This window comes from Mucilaginibacter sp. PPCGB 2223 (assembly GCF_001705515.1).
Taxonomy (GTDB): domain Bacteria; phylum Bacteroidota; class Bacteroidia; order Sphingobacteriales; family Sphingobacteriaceae; genus Mucilaginibacter.
Genome location: NZ_MDJS01000002.1, coordinates 1 through 14,957, shown reverse-complemented (window position 1 = coordinate 14,957; position 14,957 = coordinate 1). Strand labels below are relative to the sequence as shown.

The window sequence follows — 14,957 nt, the reverse complement described above, 5'->3', positions numbered from 1 at the left end:
GCATTTTTATTCAAATATTTTTCGATGCCAGTCAACCGTAATGCCCTTATCCGCTACCGCACTATTGACAACTGCCTTCAGAACCGTTATAAAAAATGGACACTGGATGATCTGATAGATGCCTGTTCTGATGCCCTATATGAGTTTGAGGGCATTGACAAGGGTGTTAGCCGGAGGTCTGTACAAGCCGATATTGAAATGATGCGCAGTAACAAGCTGGGCTATGAGGCACCTATCATTGTGGTCGACCGGAAATATTATACGTATGCTGAAAAAAACTACAGCATCACCAACAGTCCGATCAGCCAGCAGGATATGCAGGTATTAAGCGAAGTATCCAGTTTGCTGAAGCAGTTTAAAGGCTTTAACCATTTTACAGATCTGAACGAAATGGTAAGTAAGCTGGAAGACAAGATATATTCTCAAAAAACGCATAGCCCGCCGGTGATTGACTTTGAAAAAAATGATAACCTAAAAGGATTAGAATATATTGAAGGTATCCGTAAGGCCATTGTGACTAAGAAAACGCTCTGCTTAACCTATCAATCTTTTAAAGCCCGGGAAGCCAGTACATTTTGTTTTAGTCCTTATTTGTTAAAGGAATATCGCAACCGCTGGTTTGTATTGGGAGTGCCACATAAAAATAGAGGACATCTGTTAAATCTTGCTCTTGATCGAATACAATCCATAGAAGAGCATGATGAAAAATATAGGGAGAATAGAATTATAGACCTGGCCACTTATTACAATGATGTGATCGGCGTTACGAAATCCCCTGGCCAACGTGATTGTGAAGTAGTTTTCTGGATCGATAATGCTAACGCACCTTATGTAATAACCAAGCCGCTGCATCATACGCAAAAGCTGTTAGGTGAAGAAAATGATGGTAAGATTTTCAGTATCAAAGTGATCCTTAACTTCGAGTTAGAACGGGAACTATTGGGATTTGGTTCAAAAATGAAAGTGCTAAGCCCAAGGATATTAGTTAAGCAAATCAAAGGGCAGTTAAGGGAAACACTCGAACATTACAACATGCCAGAAGAAAAAGAGATTAGCCCGAAAAGTTGATTAATAGCTGCGTCAATTTATGGCGGTCTTTCCGGCTCATGGCCGGATAAACAGGTAAGTAGACAAGATTCTCCAATGCTAATTCTTCTGGCTGAGGAGCGACATCTGCCTTGCCCAACTTGATCAAGCTTGATGCCTTTTGTGAAGCATCAAAACCGTTACTGCGCAAGTGCTTGATCAGTCCATCCGGATCATGGGTTTCAACAGGCATCACCCAATAAGTATGATTCTTATTCTTAAAACCAATTTTATAATTATCGGGGATATTTGATAAAATATCATGGGCTAACTGAACCCTTTTAGTAACACTATTTTGTTCAAAGTTAGCAAGCTTTTTTCGGAGCAGTCTTTGATTTGGAATTGACGGCTGATGCCGGATCTGTTTAAAAATATCGTCGCCGGGGAAGCCCTTTGTAAAGCCCTCTATTACTTCTTCAAAGTCTTTTCCCCAAGCCATTACTAAGTTATAAAACCCGGTATAAATGGTTTTGTTGGTGAGCAACTTTACAAACATCACTTTAAAAAGCTTTTTAAAGTAGCCAGCAGTATTTTGTTGATGATATTCCCCATTCCGCGCAGCAACCTCCGTATACAAAGCCGGGTCTTTTATTTTGACTATCGCCCCACTAATAGCCGTATTGGTTTTAATGAAGCCAAAACTAAACATCACCACGTCTGATGCGGGATTCCCGTTATATAAATTACCGGCATAAGCCTGGGCGCAATCCTCAAATATAATGAGGTTGTGCTTTTTGCCTATAGCAACTATCGCTTCAGTTTCCATAATACCACCAAAAAGATGAGTGATCAGTATGGCTTTGGTTGCAGGTGTAATTGCCGCTTCCACCTGAGCAGGGGACATATTTAAGGTGTACTTATTAACCGGGATGGGAACAAGCGTTAGTTCGTGCCAGTTTATGATGGCAAACATATCCGGGATATTGATATTGGTAACAATCATCTCGAAGCCTGGCGGAAAATTTAAAGCATTTAATACCAGATCGATGCCAGTTCTCACCGAGAGACAAATCAATTCGTTTGCGTGTTGACTGGCATCCGCCCTTCGCCAGCGAAAACGATCAGTAAGGCAATAATAAGCCCCCACAAATAAGTCCTTATAGCTGATATATAATTTACCTCTGGGTATCATGTTACATTTATATAAGCGGCTATAATTATAATTGAAAGTAATGATATATTAGCATATTGCCAAGACCACCTATGCGCCTGAAACAAAAGCTCCCTGTAACCTATCTGTTGTTTACTTTTAACGGCCGCTTATCAAAGGGAGCTTTTTGGCTGGCCTCTCTGTTCTACTGGTGTACGTTTTATGTGCTCTACAATTTGTTGTTATTTGCTATAGGTGAAGGTGCTACATTTATACTTTATCCCTTACTATTCTGGATCATTATAGCCACTTCTATCAAGCGCCTGCATGATCAGGGCTATTCAGGCTATTGGCTTTTTATGGTTTTAATACCTGTGCTTGGGCCGTTATGGCTATTCTGGCGATTAGGTTTCAAGAACGGGAATTATACAACAAATCAATACGGCTCGGTACCTGGGTCGGCGCCCGATTATTTAAAAAATGATGAAGGTAAAGAGATTCCCCACCTTAAAACAGATGAACGCATTATTGATGATGTAACCCGACTGAACCCGGTACTGGTTAGCAAAATTGTGCGTCCAACTTCAGTTGAGGAGATTTGCGAAATTGTTAAAAACACAACAAAAGCTATATCAGTAGGTGGCGGTCGTTTCAGCATGGGGGGCCAAACAGCAAGCCCGCATAGTTTGCACATTGATATGCGTGGGATGAATAAGGTGCTGGAGTTTTCTGTAACAGAAAAGCTTATCAAAGTGCAGACGGGTATCCGCTGGTGCGATATTCAGCAGTATATTGACGAGTATGATCTAAGCATCAAGATCATGCAAACCTATGCCAACTTCACGGTTGGCGGAGCACTGAGTGTTAATGCACACGGACGGTACATGGGTATGGGGCCGGTGGTGTTATCCGTTCGCTCGATAGATGTAGTACTGGCCGATGGCTCGTTGGTGAATGCCACTAAAACAGAAAACCCGGAAGTATTCTTTGGCGCTATCGGCGGTTATAATGGCATTGGCATTATCGTTCAGGCTGTGCTCGAGTTAACCGATAATCTGGCTATTAAACGAATTGATAAAAAAATGAAGGTAGAAGAGTATAAAGACTACTTCTTCAAATCCATCCGCAATAACCCCCGGGTAGTTTTCCATAATGGCGATATCTACCCACCAAAGTACAAGCGTTTACGAGCGGTGAGCTGGATGGAAACCACCGAAAAACCGACAGTCAAAACCCGCCTGATGCCGCTGAAGGAATCTTATCCGCTGGAACGGTATTTTTTATGGGCGTTTACAGAAAGGCCGCTGGGCAAACCGTACCGGGAGTTTATAATTGACCCTTTATTGTTTCGGGGCAAAAAGATCCACTGGCGCAACTATGAAGCCGGTTATGATGTTGCCGAACTTGAGCCCAAATCACGCATTAAAAGCACTTACGTATTATTGGAGTATTTTGTGCCGATTGAGCGTTTCGAGGAATTTGAAAAGGCTATGGCTGAAATATTTATTCGTTTTAACGTAAATGTGCTAAATGTCTCTATCCGACATGCCCTGGCCGATCCCGGAACATACCTGGCCTGGGCACGCGAAGAAGTATTTGCTTTTGTAGTTTATTACAAACAACGCACAGATCCAACATCAAAAAATGCTGTCGCTGTTTGGACACGCGAATTGGCCGATGCCGTGATAGCTGTAAATGGTGCTTATTACTTACCTTACCAGGTACATCCAACTACAGAACAGTTTCATAAAGCTTATCCCAACGCACAAAAGTTATTCGACTTGAAAACCAAGCTTGACCCTGACTATAAATTCAGGAACATTTTTTGGGATACCTATTATCAACCATTAAAACCAAAAAGCAATGGCTAATGCATCTGAATTTAAAGCCGTATTTAACGATACTAAATGGAGCGATGATTTTTACCGCTTTTTGCAGGTGATATTTCATTTATATCCTGAGGACAAATTTCATCAATTAATAAAAGAAGAAACTGCTATAGGAAAAACGGATGAGGAGATTTATAAATCAGTACAAAGCAAGCTGAAAAGTATTAAGCCATTCTTATCGGAACTGACTTATGCGCTGCCAGCACTTAAAAAGCAAAAAAAGGAGATAGCCAGACAAACGTTGGAATTATTGGGCGGTGTGAAACAGATCAATGGTTACGCCGAGATCGGTTCTACCGGTCGTTATATTAGTCAGCTAAGAAAAGAAGCGAAGGTTATTGAGCCGATATATCTGATTAATGATCTGGCACCAACCAATTCGCCGGGAGACATTATGGAACGTGGTCAATTGGGCAAGCTGGGTACTTTTGTGGATATTACTGCTTATGATCCCATCAGCAGTTCAACTATTCCCGATGCCAGCCTGGATATAGTTACCTGCTACATTGGCTTACACCATTGCCCGGTGGCTAAACTTGATGGGTTTGTAAAATCGATCCATCGTATCATGCGCTCCGGCGGCTCATTTATTATCCGCGATCATGACGTTAAAACACCCGAAATGGCCACCTTTGTTTCTTTGGTGCACACGGTATTTAATGTTGGATTGAACGAGACCTGGGAGTTTGAAGCTAAAGACTACAAGAACTTTAAATCGGCAGATGAATGGGCAGCCATTATTGAGAAGGCGGGATTTAAAGATGCGGGTAAACGCATACTACAGGATAAAGATCCATCCGACAATACTTTAATGTTGTTTACCAAAATATAAGCATGAGAAGGCTAAGGATACTGACATTAGTTGCGCTGCTGCTGGCCATCATAACGTTTGCTGTTAAAAACATGAAGCCATCCACTGTGCCAGCCGGGAAAGGCTTGTTGGTTGATAAGGCCTGGCTGGCAATCAATCAGCATCCTTTAACCCCCAAGGTAAATATACGCCCACCAGATCAAACCTTCCTTACCTATCCCGAGTGGTTTCTTGTGTTTAGTCCGGCTGAGCAGGCGGATTATTTTAAAACGCATACTTCAACCACATTTCCATACATAAAGCATGTTGACCAGATGTGGGGTGGCTATGGCGTTGTGTATGATCAGATCAAAGGTAATTTTCCATTCAATACCGGCTACCATGTTATGATATGGGTAATAGCCGGCAGCACAACGGTTGAGTACGGTATCAAATCATTTTACGAGACTATTGTTGGCCGGATAACCGACACCAATCCCCATGAAGAAATGACTGCCGAAGATAAGTTCAACGCCGATTATGAACACAGCTATGTGAAATTTATTGAGGCATTGCCATGGTACGAGTATGATTTTAACCATCAGCTTAAATCGTTGTGGAGTAATACCACTTTCTCTGGTCCGCATTTGCTGCGTAAACTGGAAAGGCGGTACTATTTAACTACGGAGCTATTGGTTAAAAGCGGTTATGGCTGGCTGATCGGCCTCGGCACTAAATCGGCTTATGAAACAGCCTCGTTGCAAACCGCAGTAGTGATGGATAGGCTACCCCCAGGGCTGGATACAACCGGATTTGTGCATAACATAAAAGTATTGCCCAACGGTAAGGTGCTGGCTAATTTACCCCGTTACGCCGAATTTAATACTGCGGTTAATAGGCTGGCTAAAAATGGTGTTAGTTTTACTGAGATTGCCGGGAATAAAGGGGCTATTATGCTTACTGTTTTAACCGACAAGTCTTTAAATATAACCGCTAATTATAAAGTACTATTTACTCAGTCGGTCTTTACCAAACCTGGCGTAAATCGAGTTGCTTTGGTCACAACAGTCAAAGATTTAATTAAGGTTCTAAATACTTTCCAAACAGATAACGTGATTGTTGAGCATGTGTATGACTATTAATATTACCTTCCGTCAATAAGATGTTAAAAGAGAATAGAAGAATAGAGTTTAAACTGCCTCGGGAGCTTGAAGTGATTTTTGCAAGTTTAGACTATGAGGAAGAAGGCTGGTTGGTTGGGAAGAATTTGTCTTTCTCGGAAGATAAGCTACAATTTGATTTTGTGTTGTATTTAGGTGATGAAGGAAAAATAAAGCAACAATGGCGAATGATTGTTGAGGGCTATAAAACCAGCAGGTTTTATCTAGAAAGATTAGGTTCTTACTTTCAATTTTATGACCATCATTTTCTGCTATGGGAATTTCAAAATATATGGACCGAGTTATATGTGAAGAAAAAGACCGTCAATCCAGAAGCTTTACTTGCCGAACTATGTGTTACTCATCAAAAATCGTTCGGTAACTTTTTGCCTTTGGGGAAATTCTTCAATGGGGCCAATAATTTTTTAGAATTATGCAACTCTGGCTTTGGGCTGTTTAGTAAAGGACCTAAAAAAATATTGGATCTTTATTATGATTGTTTGCAAAGAGCAGGCACCGAGCCTTATTTTTTTGGACAATCTAACCCCGATTTAGAGAATTCAAATCTGAAGCTTTTAATTATTGGCGATTGTTATTTTATCGGGAATGACTTCCATTTTATAAGATTTGAAGCTAATTAAGCTTTTCTTTTTAGATAGATTAATATAAATTTCTATCTTTGCATTCAATTCCTGATTTGTTAACCTTTTAAATATCAAGGAATCATGACAGAGCTACGCTATATATCGCCCCTTTCGCTCATTGCCTAATCAGGCAGGCAAACCCTGTATTTTATTAAATAATCAAACGGTTGCATCAGTAACCTGTGCTTATTTGCCTGCCCCAAATTCATGGGATTTTTTGAGCACTCTAAAAAGGGTATATCCTTACTCAAGGACGAACTGAGATCAAAAATCAAATTCAAGAAAAATTAAATGGAAGTCCGATGGACATACATGAATGGCCGCGCTGTATCAAATCTGTGCGGCAAAAAAGGCGGCTCGTTAAAACCGATCGTGATAAGCAACTGATTAAGCTGGACAAACGGCGTGATGAACTATGGGAACAGAAAAGGCTTTTGCCAATGATTGCGCTTGAACATCCGTATCAACGTGGCTGGAAACGTTTTTTCGTATTGCGTGACGACGTGAAGCATAGCCCAAGGAAGGGCTTTTATGAGGCGTTGTTACCAAAAATCAATACAGTTGAATATAATCAGGACAGATCCTTCAAACGAAAAAAGCGACGTAAACAGCGTTACGTATACCATGTAAAAGCGCAGATGTTGCGGGAGTTATCTCAGCACAGCTGGGATACAAACAGGATAAACTTAACCGAAGAGGAAATGGTCTGCTTTACCCGCGTTGAAACGTTTGATGTTAAAACATACCGTACCGATGTAAAATACGTGTTTGCCGAACCCTGGCGCTTTGTGCTCAAAGTAGCGCCACACATGGTTACGCATGCCAAATTGATAGACGCGGATATTGAAAGGGAGCTAGCGTGGATAGATGATCATATTGATAACAACCACTTGTGGCCGCGTATCAACCTGTTAACCCGTGGCAGGAGTTATCGTTGGAAAGACGAGTTTAACGAGCGCGCCAAATACATTAACAAATTTAAAAACATACCCAGGTATGCCGGTAAAGAGGTATACCTGGAATTAGAAACATAACCCACATGGGCAATTTAAGAACAAAAGATTTAAGTAAAATAGGTTACCATAATGATCAGCTGCGAAGCTTGGTCATTGGGATAGCCTCTAAAAATTTCAAGCACCACAGTAAGCAGCAAATGCTTGACCTGCTGGTAAGTATTAAGAACGATCCGGAAGCATTTCTGGATGATGAATTAGCAGGCAAGATAGCCGAAAAGGTTATTGGCAAAACGGATGCGCCATTGTTTAAAACGTTTGAATTGCGCGATCAACCGGTGTATTATAAAACCTATGGCGGCAAGGGTATTGAGCAGTCGGCTAAAAAGCAAATGGAGCTGGCTAATCTGCTGCCTGTAAGCGTACAAGGTGCATTAATGCCCGATGCGCACATGGGTTTTGGTTTGCCTATTGGTGGTGTGCTGGCTACAGATAACGCGGTAATCCCGTATGCAGTAGGTATGGATATCGGCTGCCGCATGGCGCTATCCATTATAGACGAAAGCGGCGGCTTCTTGAAACGGTTTGAATATCAGGTTAAACAAGCCTTAAAAAACCATACCCATTTTGGTATGGAAGGCGGCTTGGATTTAAGACAAGAGCATGAAGTGCTGGACAGCCCTGTATTTAATGAGATTCCATTTCTGAAACCGTTGCGCAGTAAAGCTATGAGGCAATTAGGCACATCAGGCAACGGCAATCACTTTGTAGAATTTGGCGAGATTGAATTGTTGTCTGATAATACCTTAGGCTTGCCGGCTAAAAAGTACACGGCCTTGTTAACGCATTCAGGTAGCCGTGGATTAGGTTCAGCAATAGCTCGACACTACACGCAGATAGCCATGAATACCTGTAAGCTGCCGCGCCATGCACAGCAACTGGCCTGGTTAGATATGAATAGCGAGGCGGGCCAGGAATACTGGCTAACTATGACTTTGGCGGGCGATTATGCTAAGGCTTGCCACGAGCGGATTCATGCGAACCTGTTAAAGGCTTTGAGTTTGAAGGCATTGCACGTGGTAGAGAACCACCACAACTTTGCCTGGAAAGATCAGTTGGCTGATGGCCGAGATGTAATTATCCATCGTAAGGGGGCCACACCTGCGCACGAAGGCGAGCTGGGTATTATACCCGGCAGTATGACTACACCGGCCTATCTGGTAGCAGGCAAAGGAACCGGTGATGCTTTATACTCTGCCTCACACGGTGCCGGTCGGGCCATGAGCAGGCAAAAGGCTAAGGGCAGTATGACGGTATCTGCCATGAAAAAGCTGTTGACCAATGCCGGCGTTGCCTTAATTGGCGGCACGGTTGAAGAAAACCCTTTGGCGTATAAGGATATCGAAAATGTAATAGCTGCTCAAAGCGATCTGGTTGATATCCAGGGCAAGTTTTATCCACGTATCGTTAGAATGAATAAGGAGTAATGATGAAAAAGATGACGATACAAATCACTTCAGGTAAAGGCCCGGTAGAATGCTGCCGGGTTGTAGCTTGTGTGCAAAGCTTAATGATCAAGCAGGCCCAACAGCAGGATATCCAAATTGAAGTGCTGGAAAATAAAGCCGGTGAACTAAATGGCACATTACTATCTGCTACGATGATTATTGTAGGGGATAGCTTGGATGCGTTCGTGAAAGAATGGGTCGGCACCGTACAATGGATTGCGCAAAGCCCATATCGCAAATACCATAAGCGTAAAAACTGGTTTGTTGGCGTAGCTGCTTTTGATGTGAAGGAACAGACGCAATGGAACCCCAAAGATGTAAAGCTGGAAACTTGCCGTTCATCTGGTCCGGGTGGGCAAAATGTGAACAAGGTAGAAACCGCCGTTCGGGGGACCCATTTACCATCGGGACTGCAAGTTATGGCAATGGATACCCGATCACAGTTGGAAAACAAAAAACTATGTTTGGCCCGGCTGGAAGCCAAAATAATGGTTTGGCAAACCGAACAACTGGTAGCGCAACAACAAAGCCAATGGCAGGAACATAACGCCTTAGAGCGTGGTAATCCTGTTAAAACCATCAGAGCGGTAATTTAAAACAGGTGTTTATGGGCAAAAAAAAAGAAGCACGACTTACATCGTGTTTCTTTAGCTACGCGATAGGACTTTATAAATAAAATTTTTTTGATCATTTGCAAGAATTGGCAAAGTTATATCAGTTTGGTCCAAGTGTTTAACGTTAATTTCGTCCGACAAATAATTTATTGCAAATAAAAATTTCCGTTCATCCCCACATCATATCAATTGACAACTAAATGCAAAGCTTGATTTTAATGGGTCGCCGAAATATGTTTTGTATTATTAGATATTGACAAATCCCTGCGTGACATGATACAACTGACGCTTTTTTAAAGCGTTTTTTCCTGAGGGCACAGAAATCAGCCGTCAAAATGAATTTAGCTTTAATAGTCCGTTTGGCTGATCGATAATAAATAGTTATCTATTGTTGGATGGAATGATAGGCATATTGAGAAAATATAATACAACAGCAACAGCTATCGATCAACCCGTTGATTTTGAAGTTCCGGAAAGTTCCGTAATGCTCGCTGTTTATTTGGCTATTCCTGAAGCTGAAAATGGAAGACGATCGCTCAACAGTAAAAATGGTATGCGCAGAGCCAAACAATTAGGCAGGTATCCCAATAAGGCCCCTTTGGGATATCTCAATCAATCTGCGCCAGACGGCAAAAAGTTTATTGCTCCTTATCCACCTGTAGCTGAGCTCATCAAATGGTCATTTCAGCAATTATCAAAAAATGCTTATCGCATAGAAGATGTCAGAAGGATGGCTAATGCTAAAGGATTAGAATGCTCGCGTTCAAACTTTTGGAAATTGCTTCATAATCCCCTTTATTGCGGGTACATAACTTTTTCATCAAATGAGTTTGAAGAAAGACAGTTAATAAAAGGTATTCACGAACCTATCATTACTGAGGCGTTGTTTTACGAAGTGCAAAGTATCATTGATACAAAAAGAAGAATTATCAAAAAAACTTCAGAAGCAAATGAGGTGTTTCTACTACACAGATATCTGATCTGCCCAACTTGTAATAGCAAATTATACGGAAGCTCCTCCACAGGGCGTAATAAAAAACACCCATATTATCATTGTAAAACAGGCTGTAAGAAGAGATTCAAAGCAGATGTAATTAATGAAGATTACGAAAATAAATTGAAAAAGATAAGGCTTTCTGCCGGAGTTGCTCCTTTGTTTGAAATGATATTAAGAGATACAAACGTGAATATTCAACTGAACGAGCATTCAAATGAGCGAACATTGATATTAAAACAAATTAAGGAACAAGAACTTTTTATTACCAAAGCAAGAAAGTTGTTTGTATCCGGTGGGATAGAGTTCGATGATTTTAGTAAATTAAAAAAGGAATACTTAGTGATTTCAAATAGCCTGAATGACGAATTGAACAAAGTAAATATCAAATTACAATGTATTAACCAGCAACTAAATTTTTCTAAATCTTTCGATAAAACTCTTTCAGTATTCAAGGATCTGGATATGAATGACAAAAAGCATATTGTCAACTTTATACCACCAATTGATATTAACAGTCAGGGTGCCTTTTCTCTACACTTAAATAGTGCCTTGTCAAAGATCCTTTTTTTCAAAAATAATACTCAGAATCACAATAGATTAATCTCTCAATAATGCAAAGTTTACTCCCCCAAATCCAACATTTTAAAGATAGAAGCGTATCAGTTAAAAAGGCTATTGACATTTTATCTCAAAATAGAATTCTTGTTGATGAAGAAGATGCCGCTATTATATTAGATTTTCTCTATCTTATTGCCAAATCCAGTATTAACATTGAAGTTAAATCATCCCGAAATAAACCAGAAAGGAATTCGAACCATTATAAAGCACTTCAAACATAGCATTTAGGTGGAAAATAGACCCAATTACAGAACGGTATAGGATTAATCAAGTAAATCTCGAACCACTTTTTACCGCTCGCTAATGGCCTGCTTATGAGATTGTTATGGGCACAAAAAAAGGAAACACGATATCAATCGTGTTTCCTTAGGTAGCGGGAGCAGGACTCGAACCTACGACCTTCGGGTTATGAGCCCGACGAGCTACCAACTGCTCCATCCCGCACTATATTTTGCTTATTTGTTGTTTGGTTCATTACTCCAAAATAAGCTTTCCAATTACAGAATAAACGAAATGTCTCCCGTTTTATTGGACTGCAAAGATATAATTCGTTTCTTTGCAGTCCAAATAAAAAAGTAAAATAATTTCGACATGGCTCATAAGGCTGGTTTTGTAAGTATAATTGGTAAGCCCAACGCAGGCAAATCAACGCTCATGAACGCGCTTGTGGGCGAAAAAATGTCCATCATCACACCAAAGGCACAAACCACGCGCCACCGTATACTGGGCATTGTTAACGAAGTTGATTACCAGATCGTTTTCAGCGATACGCCGGGCATCATCAAACCACATTATGCCCTGCAGGAAACCATGATGAGCCAGGTATCCGGCTCGCTGGTGGATGCCGATGTGGTCATCCTGGTTACCGATATCAACGAGCGCCACGACGAAACCGATGTGACCGAAAAACTCAAAGGCAGCCTGGCCCCGCTGATCGTGCTGGTAAACAAGATCGATAAGAGCGACGAAGAAACCGTCAAACAAAAGGTAGCCTACTGGGAAGAAACCCTCAACCCAAAAGCCGTTTTTGCCATATCGGCACTGCACGCACAAAACATGCAATCGCTGGTGCAACTGCTGGTGAGCATGCTCCCCGAGCACCCGGCCTATTACGAAAAAGACTTCCTGACCGACCGTAACGACCGTTTCTTCGCCTCCGAGATCATCCGCGAAAAGATATTCAAACTGTACGAAAAAGAGATCCCCTACAGCACCGAGGTCATCATCACCGCCTTTAAGGAGGAAGAGAAGCTCTACCGCATCAACGCCGAGATCATCGTCGAGCGCGATTCGCAGAAGAACATCCTCATCGGCCCTGGCGGCTCGCAGATCAAACGCGTAGGCACCTTTGCCCGGCAGGATATGGAAGAATTTTTTCAAACCAAGGTGTTTTTAGAAATGTTTGTGAAAGTGATACCCGACTGGCGCAGCAAAAAAAACTACCTCAAAAAATTTGGGTACGAAGATTAGTAGTGCGTATTGAGATATGCGTATTGAGATGATCTCTCAATAGCGTAACCTTGCTTCTGTCGCAATACGCAATACGCACATCGCAATACTAATAAATAAAATAGCGAACTTTGCCCTGCGTCGCAATACGCAATACGCACATCGCAATACCAACAAAAAATGAGCAACATAGTAGCTATAGTAGGCCGCCCGAATGTGGGTAAATCAACTTTGTTTAACCGTTTGATCGAGGCCCGTAAAGCCATCGTCGACGATTTTAGCGGCGTTACCCGCGACAGGCACTACGGCGTTTCGGAGTGGACAGGCCACGATTTTACCGTGGTCGATACCGGGGGCTACGTAGCCAACTCCGACGATGTTTTCGAAACCGCCATCCGCGAGCAGGTCATCATCGCCATCGAAGAAGCCAGCGCTATTTTGTTCCTGGTGGACGTGACCACCGGCATAACCGACCTCGACGATGAGATCGCCGTTATCCTGCGCCGCAGCAAAAAACCCGTTTTCGTGGTCGTGAACAAGGTTGATAATACGGCCCAGGAAACCGAGGCCAGCGTATTCTACAGCTTCGGCCTGGGTGAAATCTACACCATATCGTCCATGACGGGCTCCGGCACCGGCGAACTGTTAGACGAAGTAGTCAAAACCTTCGAAGATATCCCGCTCCAACCCAATACCCTGCCAAAATTCACCATCGTAGGCCGGCCAAATGTGGGCAAATCATCGTTCATCAATACCCTGCTGGGCCAGGATCGCAACATCGTTACCCCCATCGCCGGCACCACGCGCGACTCGATCCATATCCGTTACAACCAGTTCGGGCACGATTTTATGATCATCGATACCGCCGGGCTGCGCAAAAAAACCAAGGTGAAGGAGAACATCGAGTTTTACTCGGTGATGCGCACCATCAAGGCTATTGAAGAGAGCGACATCGTCATCCTGATGATCGACGCCGTCGAAGGCATCGAAAGCCAGGACATCAATATCTTCCACCTGGCCGAAAAGAACAAAAAAGGCATCGTCATCGTGGTCAACAAGTGGGACTTGATCGAAAAGAACAACAAAACCAGCAAGGTTTTCGAAGAGATGATCCACCAAAAGATCGCCCCTTTTACCGATGTGCCCATCATCTTCACCTCCGTGCTCGAAAAACAGCGCATCTTCCGCGCCATCGAAGCAGCGAACAAAGTGTACCAAAACCGCAGCAAAAAGATCCCGACATCCAAACTGAACGACGTCCTCCTGCCCATCATCGATGCCTTTCCGCCGCCGGCCATCAAAGGCAAATACGTCAAGATCAAGTACATCACCCAGATCGCAGGCGTGGCGCCCATGTTCGCCTTTTTCTGCAACCTGCCCCAATATATCAAAGAACCCTACATGCGCTTTTTAGAGAACAAACTGCGCGAAAACTTCGATTTCGAGGGCGTACCCGTACAGATATTCTTCAGGCAGAAATAGGAAATTAGTATCAGGTCGCAAGTATCAGGTATCAGGTACAATTTTCTATATTGCTCTCCGCGCGTCATTGCGAGGAACGAAGACAACCGAGCGGTAGCAAGCTCATGGATACCGTCAAAAAACAAATTATCAAATCCATAATCCCCTACTTACAGAGCGGCTGTGCAAGTGATACTGCAGCTCTTTTTACTGGCGCAAGTTTAAGGGCTGGTAGTGTGACGGGTTAACTTGTGCCTGAACAACAACTTTCAAAGAACAATAGTTAGGGCGTTCCCCGCCTTTGCCCACCCGAAGCCCCGGCACAGGCGGGTCAGGCTGTCCGCTCATACTACACGACCTGTCCCGATACCCATCGGGAGGCCTTAGCCACGGGGCCGGTATCCGCTGCCATCCCTAACGCATTTTCAGTCCGAAAGTCCGGTGTCCGAAAGTCCGCAAGATGCTTTTTACTTTCGGTCTTTCCCGACTTTCCGACTTCCGGACTTCTTCCAGCCAGGGGGGAAATTGTAAGCATATTTTCGGTGTTTTCAGTTCCATCCTTCAAAAAAGCTTCTCGCTTCATGCTTCCGCCTTCTTGCTCACCCCCATCTTGATACTCGATACTTGCTACTTGATACTCCCGGGCACCCGGGCTAACATCCACCCCCTCCAGCGCCATCAGCGTTTTCAGATCGATC

The 14,957-nt window shown here is 42.8% G+C and carries 14 protein-coding genes and 1 tRNA gene; 12 read left to right on the top strand and 3 right to left on the bottom strand.

Translation table 11 applies throughout. From position 1 onward, the window contains the following. Positions 1-24: 24 nt before the first annotated feature. On the top strand, positions 25-1,068 hold the full coding sequence (locus tag BEL04_RS10945; protein WP_066003667.1) for a YafY family protein: 1,044 nt from the start codon (positions 25-27) through the stop codon (positions 1,066-1,068). Here BEL04_RS10945 and BEL04_RS10940 read toward each other — a convergent pair. Next, positions 1,052-2,173 carry a DegT/DnrJ/EryC1/StrS family aminotransferase gene (locus tag BEL04_RS10940; RefSeq protein ID WP_175404055.1) on the bottom strand — a complete coding sequence of 374 codons (1,122 nt, stop codon included), beginning with the start codon at positions 2,171-2,173 and terminating at the stop codon, positions 1,052-1,054. The genes BEL04_RS10945 and BEL04_RS10940 overlap by 17 nt on opposite strands. Positions 2,174-2,289: 116 nt before the next feature. On the opposite strand from BEL04_RS10940, the gene BEL04_RS10935 reads away from it, so the two are divergent. From BEL04_RS10935 to BEL04_RS10900, 9 genes are all read left to right on the top strand, one after another. Continuing rightward, a complete protein-coding gene (locus BEL04_RS10935) occupies positions 2,290-4,047 on the top strand; it encodes an FAD-binding protein (protein WP_083227876.1) in 1,758 nt (585 codons plus the stop codon). Then, positions 4,040-4,897: a class I SAM-dependent methyltransferase gene (locus tag BEL04_RS23860; protein WP_083227875.1), complete on the top strand. Its 858-nt coding sequence runs from the start codon at positions 4,040-4,042 to the stop codon at positions 4,895-4,897. The genes BEL04_RS10935 and BEL04_RS23860 overlap by 8 nt, the downstream gene beginning before the upstream one ends. A gap of 2 nt (positions 4,898-4,899) precedes the next feature. Then, the gene (locus BEL04_RS10930) at positions 4,900-5,997 is read left to right on the top strand and encodes a hypothetical protein (RefSeq protein ID WP_066003662.1); all 1,098 of its coding nucleotides are present in this window, start codon (positions 4,900-4,902) and stop codon (positions 5,995-5,997) included. A 20-nt stretch (positions 5,998-6,017) separates the two neighbouring features. Then, entirely contained in the window at positions 6,018-6,656 is a 639-nt protein-coding gene (locus tag BEL04_RS10925) for a hypothetical protein (protein ID WP_066003660.1), read from the top strand. Positions 6,657-6,961: 305 nt separating this feature from the next. Then, complete coding sequence (locus tag BEL04_RS10920; RefSeq protein WP_066003659.1) at positions 6,962-7,693, top strand: hypothetical protein; 732 nt, start codon at positions 6,962-6,964, stop codon at positions 7,691-7,693. 119 nt (positions 7,694-7,812) lie between these two features. Next, positions 7,813-9,099 (top strand): RtcB family protein, encoded by a 1,287-nt coding sequence (locus tag BEL04_RS10915; protein WP_254659560.1) that lies wholly within the window; start codon positions 7,813-7,815, stop codon positions 9,097-9,099. Further along, on the top strand, positions 9,099-9,716 hold the full coding sequence (gene prfH, locus BEL04_RS10910) for a peptide chain release factor H (protein ID WP_066003655.1): 618 nt from the start codon (positions 9,099-9,101) through the stop codon (positions 9,714-9,716). The genes BEL04_RS10915 and prfH overlap by 1 nt, the downstream gene beginning before the upstream one ends. Before the next feature lie 418 nt (positions 9,717-10,134). Then, a complete protein-coding gene (locus BEL04_RS10905; RefSeq protein ID WP_066003653.1) occupies positions 10,135-11,343 on the top strand; it encodes a recombinase family protein in 1,209 nt (402 codons plus the stop codon). Next, on the top strand, positions 11,343-11,570 hold the full coding sequence (locus BEL04_RS10900) for a hypothetical protein (RefSeq protein WP_066003648.1): 228 nt from the start codon (positions 11,343-11,345) through the stop codon (positions 11,568-11,570). The genes BEL04_RS10905 and BEL04_RS10900 overlap by 1 nt, the downstream gene beginning before the upstream one ends. A 150-nt stretch (positions 11,571-11,720) precedes the next feature. Here the strand turns inward: BEL04_RS10900 and BEL04_RS10895 are convergent. Further along, positions 11,721-11,793 (bottom strand) — tRNA-Met (locus BEL04_RS10895). Between the two features lie 147 nt (positions 11,794-11,940). Between BEL04_RS10895 and era the strand changes: the two genes are divergently transcribed. Both era and der read left to right on the top strand, forming a co-directional pair. Continuing rightward, positions 11,941-12,819, top strand: coding sequence for a GTPase Era (gene era / locus BEL04_RS10890; RefSeq protein ID WP_066003646.1), 879 nt, complete (start codon positions 11,941-11,943; stop codon positions 12,817-12,819). Between the two features lie 159 nt (positions 12,820-12,978). Then, entirely contained in the window at positions 12,979-14,280 is a 1,302-nt protein-coding gene (gene der / locus BEL04_RS10885) for a ribosome biogenesis GTPase Der (RefSeq protein WP_066003643.1), read from the top strand. 328 nt (positions 14,281-14,608) lie between these two features. Here the strand turns inward: der and BEL04_RS24280 are convergent. Beyond that, the coding region (locus tag BEL04_RS24280) for a hypothetical protein (protein ID WP_175404054.1) at positions 14,609-14,957 on the bottom strand (349 nt) is incomplete at its 5' end.

Coding starts and splice junctions, on each gene's coding strand:
- BEL04_RS10925 (WP_066003660.1), top strand. CDS start 6,018: ATGTTAAAAGAGAATAGAAGAATAGAGTTTAAACTGCCTCGGGAGCTT.
- BEL04_RS10930 (WP_066003662.1), top strand. CDS start 4,900: ATGAGAAGGCTAAGGATACTGACATTAGTTGCGCTGCTGCTGGCCATC.
- BEL04_RS10945 (WP_066003667.1), top strand. CDS start 25: ATGCCAGTCAACCGTAATGCCCTTATCCGCTACCGCACTATTGACAAC.
- BEL04_RS23860 (WP_083227875.1), top strand. CDS start 4,040: ATGGCTAATGCATCTGAATTTAAAGCCGTATTTAACGATACTAAATGG.
- prfH (WP_066003655.1), top strand. CDS start 9,099: ATGATGAAAAAGATGACGATACAAATCACTTCAGGTAAAGGCCCGGTA.
- BEL04_RS10920 (WP_066003659.1), top strand. CDS start 6,962: ATGGACATACATGAATGGCCGCGCTGTATCAAATCTGTGCGGCAAAAA.
- BEL04_RS10935 (WP_083227876.1), top strand. CDS start 2,290: ATGCGCCTGAAACAAAAGCTCCCTGTAACCTATCTGTTGTTTACTTTT.
- BEL04_RS10915 (WP_254659560.1), top strand. CDS start 7,813: ATGCTTGACCTGCTGGTAAGTATTAAGAACGATCCGGAAGCATTTCTG.
- BEL04_RS10900 (WP_066003648.1), top strand. CDS start 11,343: ATGCAAAGTTTACTCCCCCAAATCCAACATTTTAAAGATAGAAGCGTA.
- BEL04_RS10905 (WP_066003653.1), top strand. CDS start 10,135: ATGATAGGCATATTGAGAAAATATAATACAACAGCAACAGCTATCGAT.
- era (WP_066003646.1), top strand. CDS start 11,941: ATGGCTCATAAGGCTGGTTTTGTAAGTATAATTGGTAAGCCCAACGCA.
- der (WP_066003643.1), top strand. CDS start 12,979: ATGAGCAACATAGTAGCTATAGTAGGCCGCCCGAATGTGGGTAAATCA.